14 protein-coding genes are annotated in these 15,953 nt (G+C 68.3%); 9 read left to right on the top strand and 5 right to left on the bottom strand.

Annotated features, from left to right (window positions below):
• Nucleotides 1–301: 301 nt before the first annotated feature.
• Nucleotides 302–2,131 (top strand): mechanosensitive ion channel family protein, encoded by a 1,830-nt coding sequence (locus tag MTR62_RS12635; protein WP_244021412.1) that lies wholly within the window; start codon nucleotides 302–304, stop codon nucleotides 2,129–2,131.
• Between the two features lie 7 nt (nucleotides 2,132–2,138).
• On the opposite strand, the gene MTR62_RS12630 is transcribed toward MTR62_RS12635, so the two are convergent.
• The 3 genes from MTR62_RS12630 to MTR62_RS12620 all read right to left on the bottom strand — a co-directional run bounded on the left by MTR62_RS12630 (nucleotide 2,139) and on the right by MTR62_RS12620 (nucleotide 3,850).
• On the bottom strand, nucleotides 2,139–2,567 hold the full coding sequence (locus MTR62_RS12630) for a hypothetical protein (RefSeq protein WP_244021410.1): 429 nt from the start codon (nucleotides 2,565–2,567) through the stop codon (nucleotides 2,139–2,141).
• Nucleotides 2,568–2,752: 185 nt separating this feature from the next.
• Nucleotides 2,753–3,142, bottom strand: a complete 390-nt coding sequence (locus tag MTR62_RS12625; protein ID WP_244021408.1) for a UrcA family protein — start codon at nucleotides 3,140–3,142, stop codon at nucleotides 2,753–2,755.
• Between the two features lie 183 nt (nucleotides 3,143–3,325).
• The gene (locus MTR62_RS12620; RefSeq protein ID WP_244021406.1) at nucleotides 3,326–3,850 is read right to left on the bottom strand and encodes a hypothetical protein; all 525 of its coding nucleotides are present in this window, start codon (nucleotides 3,848–3,850) and stop codon (nucleotides 3,326–3,328) included.
• 267 nt (nucleotides 3,851–4,117) lie between these two features.
• On the opposite strand from MTR62_RS12620, the gene MTR62_RS12615 reads away from it, so the two are divergent.
• A complete protein-coding gene (locus MTR62_RS12615) occupies nucleotides 4,118–5,110 on the top strand; it encodes a hypothetical protein (RefSeq protein WP_244021404.1) in 993 nt (330 codons plus the stop codon).
• Between the two features lie 301 nt (nucleotides 5,111–5,411).
• On the opposite strand, the gene MTR62_RS12610 is transcribed toward MTR62_RS12615, so the two are convergent.
• Entirely contained in the window at nucleotides 5,412–6,197 is a 786-nt protein-coding gene (locus tag MTR62_RS12610) for a sulfotransferase family protein (protein ID WP_244021402.1), read from the bottom strand.
• A gap of 300 nt (nucleotides 6,198–6,497) precedes the next feature.
• Between MTR62_RS12610 and MTR62_RS12605 the strand changes: the two genes are divergently transcribed.
• The 3 genes from MTR62_RS12605 (at nucleotide 6,498) to MTR62_RS12595 (ending at nucleotide 10,004) form a co-directional block, all read left to right on the top strand.
• Entirely contained in the window at nucleotides 6,498–7,985 is a 1,488-nt protein-coding gene (locus tag MTR62_RS12605) for an oligosaccharide flippase family protein (protein ID WP_244021400.1), read from the top strand.
• Between the two features lie 62 nt (nucleotides 7,986–8,047).
• Nucleotides 8,048–8,926, top strand: coding sequence for a sulfotransferase family protein (locus MTR62_RS12600; protein WP_244021398.1), 879 nt, complete (start codon nucleotides 8,048–8,050; stop codon nucleotides 8,924–8,926).
• Nucleotides 8,927–8,930: 4 nt separating this feature from the next.
• Nucleotides 8,931–10,004: a glycosyltransferase family 4 protein gene (locus MTR62_RS12595; protein WP_244021396.1), complete on the top strand. Its 1,074-nt coding sequence runs from the start codon at nucleotides 8,931–8,933 to the stop codon at nucleotides 10,002–10,004.
• 844 nt (nucleotides 10,005–10,848) lie between these two features.
• On the opposite strand, the gene MTR62_RS12590 is transcribed toward MTR62_RS12595, so the two are convergent.
• On the bottom strand, nucleotides 10,849–11,778 hold the full coding sequence (locus MTR62_RS12590; RefSeq protein WP_244021394.1) for a LysR family transcriptional regulator: 930 nt from the start codon (nucleotides 11,776–11,778) through the stop codon (nucleotides 10,849–10,851).
• Nucleotides 11,779–11,919: 141 nt separating this feature from the next.
• On the opposite strand from MTR62_RS12590, the gene bdcA reads away from it, so the two are divergent.
• From bdcA to MTR62_RS12575, 4 genes are all read left to right on the top strand, one after another.
• Nucleotides 11,920–12,633, top strand: coding sequence for an SDR family oxidoreductase (gene bdcA, locus MTR62_RS12585; protein WP_244021392.1), 714 nt, complete (start codon nucleotides 11,920–11,922; stop codon nucleotides 12,631–12,633).
• Between the two features lie 397 nt (nucleotides 12,634–13,030).
• Entirely contained in the window at nucleotides 13,031–13,768 is a 738-nt protein-coding gene (locus tag MTR62_RS21630) for an MBL fold metallo-hydrolase (RefSeq protein WP_407672681.1), read from the top strand.
• Nucleotides 13,680–15,344, top strand: a complete 1,665-nt coding sequence (locus MTR62_RS12580) for a M28 family metallopeptidase (protein WP_244021383.1) — start codon at nucleotides 13,680–13,682, stop codon at nucleotides 15,342–15,344. The genes MTR62_RS21630 and MTR62_RS12580 overlap by 89 nt, the downstream gene beginning before the upstream one ends.
• Nucleotides 15,345–15,353: 9 nt before the next feature.
• Nucleotides 15,354–15,947, top strand: coding sequence for a septal ring lytic transglycosylase RlpA family protein (locus MTR62_RS12575; protein WP_244021381.1), 594 nt, complete (start codon nucleotides 15,354–15,356; stop codon nucleotides 15,945–15,947).
• Nucleotides 15,948–15,953 lie beyond the last annotated feature (6 nt).

Here is a 15,953-nt window from a genome sequence, read left to right as displayed (position 1 = left end):
CGAGGGGCTCGCGCGCGCGGTGCGCGGCGCGGGGCGGCTGATCGCGGCAGCCCTGATCGTCCATGGTGTGATGGGCATCGTCGCGACCTGGCCGCGCTAGACATGCCGCCCCGCCCCCACGAACCGGTCAGGCCCGGTCGACGAAACAGGCCGCGGTTCGGCGCGGCGTTGCGCCATGCGGACGGGACGTTAAAGGTGACGGAAACCGGCGCGCCAGCCCGACGTTAGCAAGGACTTGCCCGTGTTGGCCGTGTCCCAGCCAGCCGCTACTGCGTCTCGCGACAGGAGTTTAAATCAGCCCATGGTCTGGAAGACCCCGCTCAACCGATCGGCCCGTGTATTCGCCGGCCTGCGCCCCGCGCTCGTCGCCGCGCTGACCGCGAGTGTCCTTGCCGCCCCGCTCGGCGCGAGCCTGGCCCAGGCGGCCACCTCCCCGCTCCAGAGCGTCGAGGCCGCGGTGACCGGAGAAACCAGCGCATCGTCCACCCCATCGGCGAGCGGGACAGCCGCCACCGCCACCACGCAAGCGGCTGACCCTTACGGCCGCGAGACCCCGCGCAGCATGATTTCCGCGCTGATCGAGCGGCTCGCCGATGGCGACTACAAGGAAGCGGGCAACTATTTCGAGGATAGCGCCAACGGCACCGAACGCGCCGAGCAGCTCGAGGCGGTGCTCAACAAGGGAGGCTCGCTCAACACCTTCGCCACCTTGTCGGACAGCCCCGAAGGCGTGCTCGACGACGATCTGCCCGCCAGCCAGGAATACGTCGGAAACCTGGGTGACAAGGGCAAGACGCCGATCATGCTGACCCGGTCCAAAGCCGCGGGCGGCACGATGATCTGGCGAATCTCGCGCCAGACCAGCGACATCGTCGGCCGGATGAACCCGAAGACGACCACGCTCGAGGATGGCGGCGTCGAAGTCGCGGGCGCCTCGCTCAAGGACTGGGGCATCCTGCTTGGCCTGGCCGCGGCGGTGTTCCTCGGCTTCCAGCTGCTGTCCGGGCTGGTCCTGCTGGTCGCGCGGCGGCTGACCAGGGGCAGCGAGACGAGCGCGGCGTTCAGCTTTGCAAAGGCCGCCATGCCGCCGCTCAGCCTGTTCCTGGCGACCGCAGTGTTCCAGATCTGGGCCGACAGCCTGCCGGTCTCGATCGTCGCGCGCCAGTGGATGCTCAAGTACATCGGCATCTTCGCGGCGATCGCGCTGACCTGGTTCCTGATGCGCCTGATCGATGCGATCAGCCACGTGGTGATCTGGCGCATGGAGACGCGCGGGCAACGCCAGGTCGTCTCGGTGGTCTCGCTGCTGCGCCGCGCGGCCAAGATCCTGCTCGCCTTCGGAGTCCTCGTCGCGATCCTCGACACCTTCGGGATCGACGTGACGACGGGGGTGGCGGCGCTGGGTATCGGCGGCATCGCGCTGGCGCTCGGCGCGCAGAAGACGGTCGAGAACCTCGTCGGCTCGATCTCGCTGATCGCCGACAAACCGGTCCAGATCGGAGATTTCTGCAAGATCGGCGACGTGCTCGGCACGGTCGAGGACATCGGCATCCGCTCGACCCGCATCCGCACGCTCCAGCGCACCGTGGTGACGATCCCCAACGGCGACCTGTCGACCCAGAAGATCGAGAACTACGCGCGGCGCGACCGCTTTTTGTTCAACCCCACGATCGGGGTCGAATACGGCATCGGCTCGGCCAAGCTGCTCGAGGCGGTGGAGACGATCGAAAGCGTGCTCGAAAACCACGATCGCATCGCGCGGCCCGGCTACCGCGCGCGCTTCGTCGCCTTTGGTGCCAGTTCGCTCGACATCGCGATCTTCGCCTATATCGAAGCGGCCGACTACGACGAGAGTCTGGTGATCCAGCAGGACCTGCTGCTGCTGATCTTCGCCCGGCTGGAGCGGGCCGGGGTCGGCATCGCCTTTCCCACCCGCACGCTGCATCTCGTGCGCGAGGGAAGCGGAGAAGAGGATGGCGCCGGATCGGACGCACCCCTTGCTGCCCCGCGCAGCCGCCGTGCGATCTCGCGCCCGGCGCAGCCGATCCTCGACGATCCGGAAGACGGCGGCGAGGATGAGGACGCCGAAGCGGAAACGAGCGGAACCGTGGGCCCCGGCCCCGCCGCCTGATCCCGGTTCAGTTCTTTTTCGGCTTGGCCCCGGAGGCGCCAGCGCCCGCCTGGTTCGCGGTCGGGCAATGGGTCAGATCGCGCTGGGCGCAGGCCTCGACCGCCTTTTGCCAGTCGACCTTGGCCGCCGCGTAGCGCTGTTCCAGCTCGGGGTATTCCTGGCGCAGCGCGCCGTACATGCTCTGATCCTGCGCGATGCGGGCCTGGGCATCGTCGTGCGCCTTCTGGCTGGCGGCGGTCTCGGCAAGCTGCCGGCGGGCGAATTCGCCCTGCTCGGTGTTGAGCCGCACGCGCGCGGCGACCGGATCGCCCTTGGTCGGTGCGGGGGCCGGTGCGGGGGTCGCCGGAGAGGCCGGGGCCTGCGCGCTCGCCGGGGGCACCATCAGCGCGGCGAAAAACGGCGCGAGGGCCAGCGCGGAGCGGACAGGACGGCGCATCGGAAAATCCTTCAAGGCAAGATGAGACGCAGGAGTGCCCCCCCTGCCTAGTCGCTCGCGCCCCACAGGCAAGTCCAAATACCGATGCGGACGCCCGTGCAAAGCATTGCCGTGGATCGCTCCTGCCGCACGCGGGGCAGGAGCGATCGCGACGGACATCCATCACGCGCGCAAAGGCGGCGCGATCAGCCGCCCACGCGCAAGGGCGTTCCCTCGAGCCGGGCAAGCGCGGCGGGATCGCCCCGTGCCGCCAGCCGGGCGGCGAGCAGCGCGTCGCGATCGGCCTCGGCCCTGGCCCTGGCGTCCTTGCGGCACTGCATCATGTCGGCCCAATTGGCGGGCTGACGCACCTCCGCATAGCCGCAGACCTCGCGCACCGCCGCGGCGAGGCGGTTGTCGAGCGTGCGCAAGGCGTGCGCATCGGCGAGGTTGAGATCCGACGTGCGCACGTCGAGCGTCTGGTTGACGGTCTTGTCACGGAAATTCTCGGCCTTCTTGACCACGACATCGGCCAGGACCGGCGTGGCAACGAGCAGCGCGCTCAACGAGCACGCCGCGAGGGCAAGCCTGTTCATCATCCTTCTCCTTTGCGAAGACGTCCTCGACGGGACGTTCTTTATCGAGCCGCCCCGCGTGCAGCCCCGATCAACGGGCCTGCGCGCGCAGCGGCAATCCCGTTGATACGCCGCGCCCGGCGCCATGTAAAATCGCAATTGAAGGGGGCCGGAGGCCGCCGCCGCGCGCCGAACCGGTGCCGATCAGCGCTGGCAGTGTTCGTAGGCACCGGCGCGACAGGCCGAAACGTCGTGGCGCCAGTCGGCCATGGCGGCCTCGTAGTCGCTGCGCGCGCGGGCATAGGCATCGCGGTCGGTCTGGCTGGCGCGGCGCGCATCCTCATAGGCGCGCATGTCCTGCTGGTACTGAGCCCCGCTGGCCGAGGAATAGGCCAGCTGCTGGTCGCGGCCGTCACGCCAGCTGTCGTAACGCTCGGCCGAAAGCGCCGCCGTCTCGCCCGTTTCGCGCGAAGGCTGCCCTGTCGCGCTGCCCGCGCGCGCCGCGCGCCAGGCCTGCCAGTTCTGGGCGTATTCGGCATCGCGACGCTGGACGTAGGCGGCCTCGGCCAGATTGAGGCGGCGAATTTCGGCGGCATCCGCCTCGCGCATCTTCTTCGACTTCATCGCCGGATCGTTCGGATCGTCGGCGCGCGAGGGCGTGGCGGTAAAACCGGCTGTCAGCGCGAGGGCCAGCACGCAAAGCGCCGGCGCGAAAGACGAAAGCTTCATGATGTGACCCCGATCCCGGTTCCCTGTGACGATGGCTGTAACCCTAAGCTGAAAAGCTTTGCAAACCTCTTGCGACGAAGCGTTAAAGCGCCGTCAGGAAAGCTTGCGACAGCGCTGCACAAAGACCCCGGCAAAATCCGTAATGAAATAGGAAATGCTCTTCCTTCCTTTTCATTTCTTCAACCAGGCAAACTGGACTTATACTTCCACTATGAGATTGCCGATCGATCAATTCGACGCGAACACCTCCCAAAAGGAGTATAAACCATGCTCAAGCAAACCAACAACGCCCCGACAAACGACGATCCTTTTCTTGATCTTTTCAACCTTCCCAAGGATATGGTGCGCCCCGCCGTTTCGGCCTGCCGGCTGTTCAACACGCTCGTCGATGCGATATTCTACGACGTTCCCGATCTTCGCGCGACGCTGCACCGGCTCGATGCACAGCTGGCCGATTCGGACGCGAAATTGCCGTCGCGGATCATCGACTTTGACGCGATCAGCGATCCCGAAGGCTCGCTCCTGCTGATCGATGCGCGCACCGCGCCCTATGTTCACCGCTACACCAACGTTCAGGCCTACCTCGATTCGCCTTACCAGGAGACCCGTGCGGTGCGCCTGGCGACGATCACCGGAGTGGGCAGTTCGGCGCTGGGCAGCGCGGCGATGGCCTGGGCCATCTCCACCGCGCTGCGCCGCCCGGTGCTCGCCATCGTTCCGGGCTACGGCGTGGCGGACATGGTCCTGCAGGGCCTGGGCGGCTGGTTCGGCTTTGGCCTGTTCGACTATCTGCACACCAAGATGGCGACACAAAGCGCGCTCGCCGGGCTGGCGCCCGACATCGCCAGCCTCGGACGCGGCCTTTCGGCCAGCGCGCCGGGCGCTGAAACCCTGCGCGGCGCGCCGGTCTACCGGCGCGGCTCGGGCTCATCGGACGTGCTGCACGCGCTCATGCTCGAACGGCCCGGCCAGTTCGAGATTTTGGTCGGGCACAGCAAGGGCGCGCTCCAGATCGGCAACGCGCTCCATTCGCTCCCCGAAGGTCGCACCCAAGGGCTTCACATCGTGACGCTGGGCTGCCCGATCGCCAAGGATGCGCCCGGCGCGCAGTATTTTCAGTACCTTGGTCTGTTCGACGCGCTCGGCCAGCTCAACATGTGGGGCAACCTGCCCAGCCAATGGGTGCCCAGCTGGCACACCACCAACCCCTACCTGCCCCCCGCGATGATGACCGGGGCGCTGGTGCGCCAAGCGGCCTGAACGCACGCGACACGCTGCGTGATCTCTCGCGCGAACGGAGCGGAACCAGCCCCAGCCCACCCCGGCCGCCGAGCGCCGCAAGCTTTGCGCGTCTCACGGCCGGGAGAGCCCCGCCGAAGTCCAGAAAGCCCCCCCCCAACCGGTGCCCTGGGAAAACCCTGCTGCGACGGCGGCCAGCGACGCATTTCGCACGCTGCCCCCCGCCCACATAGACATCGACATAGACATTGACCGCGCATCCGCGACGCGACGCGACGCCCGGCCCGCTCCAGCGCCCCTGCTCGGGGCCTCGGCACCGCGATCAGGGCTGCTGGAACAGCGCGGCCACCTGTTCGAACACCCGCCGCGCTTCGTCGGCCGTGGCGGGCGGCAGGTCGAGCGGCGGCGCGTTTGCGGCAACCGGCTCTAGGCTGGGTTCGATCCGCGAATGGCGCGCGCTGACATAGGGATCTCCACCGCCGCCCCGGCGCGAGGCGGCGTGGCTGCGATAGGTGTTTTCAAGCGGCGGATCGATCGCCAGCGCGCGCGAGATCCGCGCGAGTTGCGCATCGGGATCGGCCAGCAGCGCGCCGTGGGTCAGCCCGATCCGGCGCTCAGCCGGAAAGCGGTGCCACATCGCGGCCAGCGCGCCCACGCGTTCGATGTAATAGTCCGCCGCTTCGGCCTGCGTGCGGTACTCGTTGCGGCCCAGCTTCGCGAACAGGCGCACGATCGAAGGGATCGTCGCTTCGGGCTGGCGCACGACGAAGATCGCGCGCGCATCGTAGAAAGCGGGCGGCGCGGTGCGATCGAGCCGCGAATGGAGGATCTTGTCGAACTGGTAGGGGGCCGAGACACGCCATCCCCCCCGCCGCAAGCCATTGACGGCAAGCCGCCCCGGCGCGTCGGGTCCATCGTGGCGCACATGGGTTTCGCCGTAGCCGGAAATATCCGGACGCGAACAGATCACGTTGGACAGCGCGGTCGACCCGCAGCGCATATGCGCCAGCACGAAGAGGCAGTTGGCATAGCTGCACTGCGCAAAGGCGCGCCCCGCCAGCCAGCCGAGCCCGCGCTTTCCGCTCTCGCGCAACGCCAGGCCGCTCACGCCGCACCGCCAGCCGAGAACGGGCCTGTCGCTACGGCCACGCCCGCGTCCACCGCTTCAGCCCGGTTCGATCGCGCGTAAATCCCTGCCATGCGTGCGTAAACTCCGCCTGTCGCGATCCACCGACCGCCCCTTCGATGCCGCAAGGCTAATCCAGCCCCATCCGGATTGCTCCTGGGAATGCATCCAAGTTGGCGGCACTTCGGATTCACCGCAGCCGCAGCAAACTCTACAAAAGGCCAAGGGGCCACGACGCCTCGCCGTTCCACCACAGGCAAAGCGAGCACGCATGAACACACCTTGCGGACCAAGCCCCCGATGATCGCCGCCGCCCTGCGCCGGCGCGAAGCGCTGCTCAAAGCCAACCGGCAGATCGCGCGTGCCGGGTTCGCCTTTCTGGCGCGCTCGCTTCAGCAGATTTCGACGCTCGTCATGACCCTGCTCGCGGGGCGCTATCTGCTACCCGGTGAATACGGCGTCTACAGCCTGGGGATCCTGTTCATCATCCTGATCCAGACGCTCACCTACACCGGGTTCTACCAGTTCATCCTCACCTCCAAGGAGGAGGACAGCCTCGTTCTGTCGACCTGCTTCTGGCTGATCCTGGGGCTGGTGAGCCTGGCCTCGCTGCTCCTCGCCGGTGCAGCCTGGCCGCTCGAATGGGTGTTCGATGCGCCGGATCTGGGGCTGGTCCTGCTTTTCCTGGCGGTGACCCAACCCCTCGCCAGTGTCGGGGCGTGGTCCTCGGCCGCGCTGCTGCGGCGCGGTCAGGCAATGCTCAATTTTCGCATCATGTTCGCGCAGAACCTGGCCGCGCTGGTCGGCGGCGCCGCGCTGTTGTGGCTGTGGCATTCGATCTTCGCGCTGGTGGCGTTTCGCGCGATCCGTGTCGTTTCGGGGGCAATCCTCTACGCGGTGCTGGGGCGCGACTGCCCCCGCTTCCTGTACAGCCGCGCGCTGGCGAGCAAGGCGATGGCTTTTTCGGCCAGCCTCTACGCCTCGCGCTTCCTCAGCTTCCTGTCGCAATACGCCGCCGACCTGTTGCTGGGCATCTTTCATTCGACGACGCAAGTCGGCCTCTACCGCTTCGGCAACCGCATGGCGACCGCGGTGACCGATGCGGCGACCCAGCCGATGTCGAACTTCGCCGCCATGCAGTTCGGCGCCGCCGCGCGCGCGGAGCGTGACATGGCCGGGGTGCTTGCCCGCTTCACCGGAACCATCGCGCTGCTGACCGGCTTTCTCGGCGCGCTGATCGTCGTCTTCGCGCGCGATGCGGTGGTCACCTTCTTCAACCCCAGCTACGCTGCCGGTCTGCTGGTGACTTACGCCATGGCGCTGCGCGCGCTTGCCGGATCGGGCAAGCTGCTGCTCGAACCCGCGTTCGCCGCGCTCGGCCGCACGCAATGGGTGATGTTCTTCAACCTGGCGACGAGCGTGGTGGCGGTGGCGACGGTCTTCGCCACGTCTCCCTGGGGGCTCGAAGTGCTGGCCTGGGCCCAAGTCGCGGTCACGCTGGGCTCTACGCTTTTCGCGTTCTACCTGCTGCACCGCCACGGCCGCGTGGCCATCGCCGGATGCCTGCGCAATCTGGCTCTCGCGCTGGTCCTGTCGCTGCTCTTCGGTGTCTGTGTCGAAGGGCTGCGAAGCGAGGTTCTCCCCCATGTCGCGCTCCCGTTTGCGCAAGGGGTGCCTTTTGCCGTGCTCGCCGCGGGCTTGCTCGCCTTGCCGTTCCTCGCGCTCGCCATTCGCCTGCGCGTGTTCTGTCTCGATGTCTTCTCCGGCTGATCCCCGCTCCGCCCCCGCCACCGACCCGGCGCCCGTTCCGCTCCATCCACAGGACACCTGCCATGCTCTATGTCGAAGACGCCAATCTGGCTTTCATCCACATACCCAAGAACGCGGGGCAAAGCGTGCGCCGTGCGCTCGGCGCCTGCGCGCCGCTCTCGTTCGCGGCCATGGCGCGCGACCTGGGCGTGGACGAGGCGCGGGCCGAACAGATGATGGAGGAGCCGATCGAAACGCTTCCGGGGCTCGGGGTGGTTCAGCCCGAACATGTCCCGCTGGCGTTCCTCCAGCACGCCTTTCCCCATAGCTTCGCGCAGTTGCGCGCGGCGCGCAGCTTCATCATGGTGCGCGATCCGCGCGACCGCTTTTTCTCCGCACTGCTTCAGCGCATGCGCGAATATGGCGGCGCTACCGCGCTGCGCGCCGACGATCCGGCCGTGGCCGAAGAAGCCCGCGCGATCTGCCGCTGGCTCGATGGTCGCGGCCCGTTCTGCGACATGCCCTACATCCATTTCTCGCGGCAGGTCGACTACGCCGAGATTGCCGGAGAACGCATCGTCTCGGCCCTTTTCCCGCTTGAACGCAGCGATGCGCTCACCGCCTGGGCCCGCGCCACGTGCGGCATCGAACTGGACATCACGCACGACCACGCCCGGCGCGAGCCCAAGGCCTGGGCCAGCGCGCTGCAACCCGGCTTTCGCTTCGTGGGGCGGACGCTGCTACCAAGCGCGCTCAAGAAGGCGATCTATCCGTTGTGGATGAACAGCGCGGTCTTCGCCAACGCCGCCAACCGCTATGGCCGCATCCACCTCGACGCCGAAACCGAAGCCTTCATTGCCGACTATTATGCTCCCGATGCCGCGCTCTACGCCGAAGCCCAGCGCTTTGCCGAAGCCGTACGGCCCGGCGGCCACGCCGCGCCCGCGCGAAAGGCGGGCTAGGACGATGCGTGGCCTCGACATCAACGGCAAGTTTCTCGATGCCCCGCTCAACGGTGTCCACCGCACCGCGGCGGAGTTTTCCGAACAGCTGATCCAGCGCGCGCTTCACCGCGTGCCCACCCGCCTGCTCAGCCCCCGCATCAGCCCGGCACGGCCCGAATTCCCACACTTGCGCCCGCGCATCGCGGCTGGCGCACTGGGGCCTGGGCAAGGGTGGGAAATGGGCACCCTGCCCTGGCTCGCGCGCGGCAATTTACTGATGAACTTTTGCAACCTCGCGCCCCTGCTGCACGGCAACAGCCTGGTCATGATCCACGACGCACAGACCTTCCTCTATCCGCAGGACTATTCCGGACGCCAGGCCGCCGCCTATCGCCGTCTGCTACCCTGGATCGGCCAACGCGCACGCCGGGTGCTCACCGTCTCGGAATTCGCCCGCCAGTGCCTCATCCGCTTTCGCATCGCGCCGGCCGAACGGGTACACGTCGTCCACAACGGCACCGACCATCTGCTCAAGGAGCCCGCCGACCCTCACGTTCTGGCGCGTTTGGGCCTGACCGATGGCGGCTATGTCCTCGCGCTGGGTTCGGCCAAGGGCTACAAGAACATGCGCGCCGTGTTCGACGCGCTGCGCGATCCCTTGCCAAGCGGACACCGGCTGGTCGTTGCCGGTGGCCCCGGCCCCGACACCTATCGCGCCAAGGGGTGGGAGCCGCCCGCGCACGCCCTGTTCACCGGCTTTGTGAGCGACAGCGAACTGCGCGCGCTTTACACCGGAGCCAGCGTGTTCCTGTTCCCCTCGCTCACCGAAGGCTTCGGCCTCCCTCCGGTAGAGGCCATGCACTGCGCCACCCCCGTCGTCGCGGCGCAGGCCGGCGCGATGCCCGAAGTCTGCGCCGATGCCGCCATACTCGTCCCACCGCAAGATCCGGCCGCCTACCGCGCCGCGACCTGCGCCCTCCTCGAAGACGAAGCCCTCCATGCCCGCATGACCACAGCCGGCCAAACCCGCGCGGCGCAGCTCACCTGGAAGGCCGCGGGACAACGGCTGTGGGACGTGGTTCAGCCGCTGCTCTAGTGGTTCGATTTTGACATTTGCAGCNGCGCGGCGCAGCTCACCTGGAAGGCCGCGGGACAACGGCTGTGGGACGTGGTTCAGCCGCTGCTCTAGTGGTTCGATTTTGACATTTGCAGCCCCATCCCAGCCGCCAGGGGATGCAAATGTCAAAATCAATCCACTAGCATAGGGCGCTCAGAGCCGGATCCAAAAGTCCGGCACCGGCCCGCGCCGCCACCCGAGTTGCCAACGCAGGGTCACTTTCGTGGAAGGTCGGGTAGGGGCGTGGGCCGGTGCCGCTCCTGAAAGGCACCAAGGGGCGACTTTTCGATCAGGCCGCCGCGCCCGGCACCGGGCAGCCGGGCCTGCGCACGCTGGTCCCCTCCCTCGAGGAGGCGCAGATGAACGATCGCACGGCGACCAGCAATCCGGTAGAACGGGTCGTTGCGGCCAACCAGCCGACCATCCCCTCGCGCAGCGGCACCCCGCGCGCGCTTCGACACCCGCGCCAGCGACACCACCGCCCCGTGGCGCTGCACCCGCCCGCGCCACGACGGCGGCGAGGGCGCTACCAGCACGCCCGGCCGCACGATGTGGCGTATCGGGAACGGTTTTCGATAGGATTGAGTAGATCCGGCCCATCCAAGCGTTTGCCTCAAAGCATTTTTCAATGCCGTCAGGGATTTCCACCGGCCGGAAAAATGCTCCCGTCGATGGGCCTCTGCGTCCCGCTCTGGAGCCTGATCCGACAGCCGCTCGGCGGCGACTTTGGCGAGCGGAACCAGCCCCGCGCCCGGGGGTCAGGCGCGCTTCCCCGATAACGCGGGGCCGCGCGCAGCACCGATCGAGCCGGCGTTGTCCTGCCTCAGATCGGTGCTGCGCGCGGCGCAGGCTCGACGCGCTCCCAGTAAGGCGGGCTGCCGAAGCTTCGCCGCAGGCTGTCGCCAAAGGCCCGGATTTTCGCCGCCGCGCCGTGATCCTTGGGGTAGGTCAGAAACAGCTCGGCGCCTTCGGCCTGCACCCCGAGATCGATCGCGACGAGCGTCCCTGCGGCAAGCGCCTGGTGGATGAAGAAGCTGGGCAAAAGGGCGATGCCCAGCCCTTCGATGGCCGCATCGCGCATGATGAGGCCGTTGTTGACGCGCAGCGCGGCGCGCGGGCGGATCACCGACCAGCCTTGCCCCGGTGCGGTGAAGCGCCAGTCGCTCGTGCGGTTGGAATAGAGCAGCGCCCGGTGCTGCTCGAGCGCGCCGGGCGTGCCGGGGTGGCCATGCCGCTCCAGATAGGCCGGCGAGGCCACCAGCAGGCGTCGGCTGTGCGCGAGGCGCCGCGCGATCAGCCGTCCGTCCCCGACCGCGCCGTGCCGCAGCACGGCATCGAAGCCCCCGCTCGCCGCATCCACGAAGCTATCGTCGAGTTCGAGCGAGAGATCGATCTCCGGATAATCGCGCAGGAAGCGCCCGAGAGCGGGGCCCAGATGCAGGACACCAAAGCCGACCGGGGCGGAAATGCGCAAAGGCCCGGAAAGCTTGCCGCTGCGCGCGGCCAGTTCGGCCGTCGCTTCCTGCGCCTCGCGCAGGATCCGCCGGGCGCGCGGCAGAAAAGTCTCGCCGCTCGCGGTCAGCGACAGCTTGCGGGTGGTGCGCTGGATCAGCGTGGTGCCCAGCGTGCGTTCGAGTTCGGCAAGGCGTTCGCTGACGACCGATTTGGCCAGTCCGAGCCGCTGCGCCGCCTGGCTGATCGATCCGGCCTCGACCGTCATGGAAAAGGCGACAACCCCGTCGAGCTTCATCATCGTTCGGTATTCCCGTTCACTAGAACCAGATTTCGCCGTCTATTCCGAACAATGCTTCGGGTTCACCTTCGCGTCCAGAGGGTGAGAGACGCGATTGCAAGCCCGCGGATCGCCTCCCGCCCGCAACCAAGGAGATACGTCATGAACGATTTTACCGACAAGAACGTCCTCGTCCTGGGGGGAAGCCGCGGCATCGGTGCGGCCATCGTGCGCCGCCTCGCGGCCGGGGGCGGCCAGGTGGCCTTCACCTACGCCGGTTCGCAGCAGGCGGCCGAAGATCTGGCGCACGAAACCGGCGCCACCCCCATCCGCACCGACAGCGCGGACCGCAGCGAACTGCTCGCCACCGTGGCCGGTCGCGGCGCGCTCGACGTGCTCGTGGTGGCGGCCGGTGCGCTGGTCATGGGCGATCCGCTGGGCATCGCGGCCGATGCCGTCGACCACATGATCGATGTGAATGTGCGCGCGCCCTATCACGCCGCCATCGAAGCCGCGCGGCGCATGAACGCGGACGGGCGCATCATCGTCATCGGATCGGTCAACGGCGATCGCATGCCCTTCGCGGGCGGGGCCGCCTATGCCCTGACCAAGTCGGCGGTCCAGGGGATGGTGCGTGGCCTGGCGCGCGATCTTGGCGCGCGCGGGATCACCGTCAACGCCATCCAGCCCGGCCCGACCGACAGCGACATGAACCCCGCCGACGGACCGATGGCCGAGACGATGCACGGCTTCATGGCGATCAAGCGCCACGCCCGGCCGAGCGAAATCGCCGAACTCACCGCCTATATCGCGGGACCGCACGCGGCGATGATTACCGGATCGATGCAGACGATCGACGGCGGGTTCGGCGCCTGATGGAGAGCCCCCCGTCGGCCCCCGGCCCGGAGCACGGGCCGGAACTCTGGCACGAACTCTGGCACGAACTCTGGCACGAACTCTGGCACGAACTCTGGCACGAACTCTGATCGCAGAAGAGCGGATGGCCTGAGGCCATCCGCTCTTCCTTGCAGCAGGATCGGCGTCAGCGCCCCCTGCGCCACAAACCGCGACACGAAACCGCGCGCGAGCAGCGCGACGCCCAACCCGTCCAACGCGCCTTGCCGGACCGAGCCCGCATTCCCGACGACCAGCCGCAAAGCCCCGCGATAGGTCACGGCCTCGTCGCCGCGCATGAGCGACCAGGGCTGCACCGCGCCCGAGCGCGGGGGCCAGCAACACTTCCATCGCCACCCAGGACACACTCAGCCACGCCTTGCCGACGGGCCTGTCCGCCCCGGCGAGCAGCCTGCGCGGCCGCGGCGGCGAAACGACCGGTGCGGGCAACGCCAAGCCGCGCCCTTTCGCGCCCTATTTCGAGCAGCTCCCCTCCTGTCTCGCACGGCTCGCCGCGCTCGGCGTCCGTCCCGAGGCGGTGGACTTCGTCTTGCACACCCATCTCCACGTCGATCACGTGGGCCGGAACACGCGCCGCGTCGACGGGCGTCAGGCGATCCCCGGCTTTTCCTTCCATTCCACACCGGGCCATTCGGCAGCCCACGCCGCGATCGTGCTCGAAAGCCAAGGCGCACAGGCGCTGTCTTGCGGCGATGCGCTGCACCACCCCGTTCAGGTCGCCGAGCCGGACTTGCTGTCGATCTTCGACGCGGCCCCGGACAAGACGCAACGCTCCCGGCGCTGGGTCCTGAACTTCGCGGCCGATGAACGCGCCCGTGTGTTTAGCTGTGTTCAGCGCGCATTTCGCCGGGTCCTCGGCCGGAACGGTCGAGCGCCACCATGGACGCTACACTTGGACTCTTGCGTAATCCAAGCGCCCGGCGGCCGATGCAGCGTTCGAAATTTGTCCACGCCGCCTTACCCCATCGCGCTTGTCTCCAAGGCGTGCGCGCCTAGTATGCGCGGCCATGCTGACGCGTTCCCTTTTCCCGCTCGCCGCGGCGCTTGCCGTCGTCCCCTTCACCCCTGCCCTTGCCCAGATGCCGCTCGACGCTGACCGCATCGCGCAGGACGTCACCACGATGGCCTCCGACACGTTCGAGGGCCGCGCGCCCGGCACGCGCGGCGATGATCGCACGATCGGCTACCTCATCGCGCGCATGCAGGACCTCGGCCTTCAGCCCGCCGCGCCCGACGGCAGCTGGGTCCAGGCCGTGCCGCTGCTCCACACCCAGCTCGCCAAGGCCAGGACGCTGGCCTTCGCCACGCCGCAAGGGACCATGCCGGTCGACCAGCTCAAGCAGGTCTACGTCTCGACCGAGCGCGCCGACGACGAAGCGGTGATCGCCCACGCCCCGGTCGTCTTCGTGGGCTACGGGGTCAAGGCGCCCGAGCGCCAGTGGGACGATTTCAAGGGCATGGACCTCAAGGGCAAAGTGCTGGTCTTCCTCGTCAACGATCCCGACTTCGAAGCGACCAAGGGCATGGACCCCTACGGCAAGTTCGGCGGGCGCACGATGACCTACTACGGGCGCTGGCGCTACAAGTTCGAGGAAGCCGCGCGGCAGGGCGCGGTCGGCGCGCTGGTGATCCACGACACCGCGGGCGCGGGCTATGGCTGGAACGTCGTCGAAAGCCCGCATGGCGAGAATTTCGACGTGGTGAAGGACGCCGCCGACGTCTCGCCGCTGCGCCTGCAGGGCTGGATCGCGGGCGATACCGCCACGCAGCTGTTCCAGAAGGCCGGGCTCGATCTGGCCGCGCTGCGCAAGGCCGCGCGTTCGAAGAACTTCCGTCCGGTTGAACTCAAGGGCACGACCTTCGATGCCGACGTGCCCGTCTCGCACGAAGTCATCACCAGCCACAACGTGCTGGGCATGATCCCTGGCACCACGCGCAAGGACGAAGCGGTCGTGCTCGGCGCGCACTGGGACGCCTACGGCAAGGGCGAACCCGATGCGCAGGGGCGCATCTACCGCGCGGGCGCGAACGACGATGCGCTGGGCGTCGCCGGGCTGCTCGACATCGCGCGCGTCATGAAGCAGCGCCCCGCCCCGCAGCGCTCGGTCGTCTTCGCGGCCTGGACCGCCGAGGAGCGCGGGCTGCTCGGCTCGGCCTACTACGCCGCGCACCCCACGTTCCCGATGGCCAAGACCGTCGCCAACCTCGCCATCGACGTGCTGCAGACCGCCGGACTGGCCAAGGACGTGCTGCTGGTGGGCAAGGGGCAGGACACGCTTGAGGATGACCTCGCCGCCGCCGCGGCAAAGCAGGGCCGCACCGTCACCCCCGAAGGGCTGCCCGAACGCGGCCTGTTCTACCGCGCCGACCACTTCTCCTTCGCCAAGAAGGGCGTGCCCGTGCTGCTGCTGATGGGCCTTGCCGGCGCCTCGGACATGGTCGAGGGCGGCCGCGCGGCCGGGCAGAAGTGGATCGATGACTACACCGGCAAGTGCTACCATCAGGCCTGCGACGCGATCGGGCCGGACTGGAACCTGGCCGGCGCGGTGCAGGACATCGACCTGGTCGGCACGATCGGCTGGGACCTTGCCAATTCGGACCGCTGGCCGCAGTGGAAGCCGGGTTCCGAATTCAAGGCCGTGCGCGAGGAAACCGCCGCCGAGCGCAAGTAACCGCAGGCGATGTTCGCGTTACCCAGCCCCGCCAGGCGATCGGCTCCACTGCTGGCGCTTACCGCGCTCAGCCTCGGCTTGAGCGCCTGCGCAGGCGGGCCGAAATACCGGCCGGTGAGCGATGTGCCGGTGCGCATCGGCCCCCCATATACCGTGCGCGGGGTCACTTATACCCCGCGCGCGCAGCCCGGCTACGACATGCTCGGCTACGCCACCTGGTACGGCAACGAAAGCGGCTCGCAAACCGCCAACGGCGAACGCTTCCGCCCGCGCTGGATCACCGCCGCGAACAAGGACCTGCCGCTGCCCAGCTACGTGGTGGTGACATCGCTCGACACCGGCCGTCGCATCCTGGTGCGGGTCAACGATCGCGGCCCCTTCGGCGAAGCCGCGCGCATCCTCGACCTTTCGCGCGGGGCGGCCGAGGAACTGGGCGTGCGCGCGAAGGGCAAGGCCGCCGTGCGGGTCGAAGTGGTCACCCCTGATCCGCAAGACGCCGCGCGCCTGCGCAAGGGCAAACCCGCCCGCGCGCTGGCGCCGGTCTCGCCGCGCGTGCTGGCCAACCTGCAGGAACAGTTCGCGCGCGGGGTGGGGCCGCGCTGAAGCGCG

It is taken from the genome of Novosphingobium organovorum (assembly GCF_022832435.1).
GTDB classification, from domain to species: Bacteria; Pseudomonadota; Alphaproteobacteria; order Sphingomonadales; family Sphingomonadaceae; genus Novosphingobium; species Novosphingobium organovorum.
This window is presented reverse-complemented; position numbering and strand designations above follow the sequence as displayed.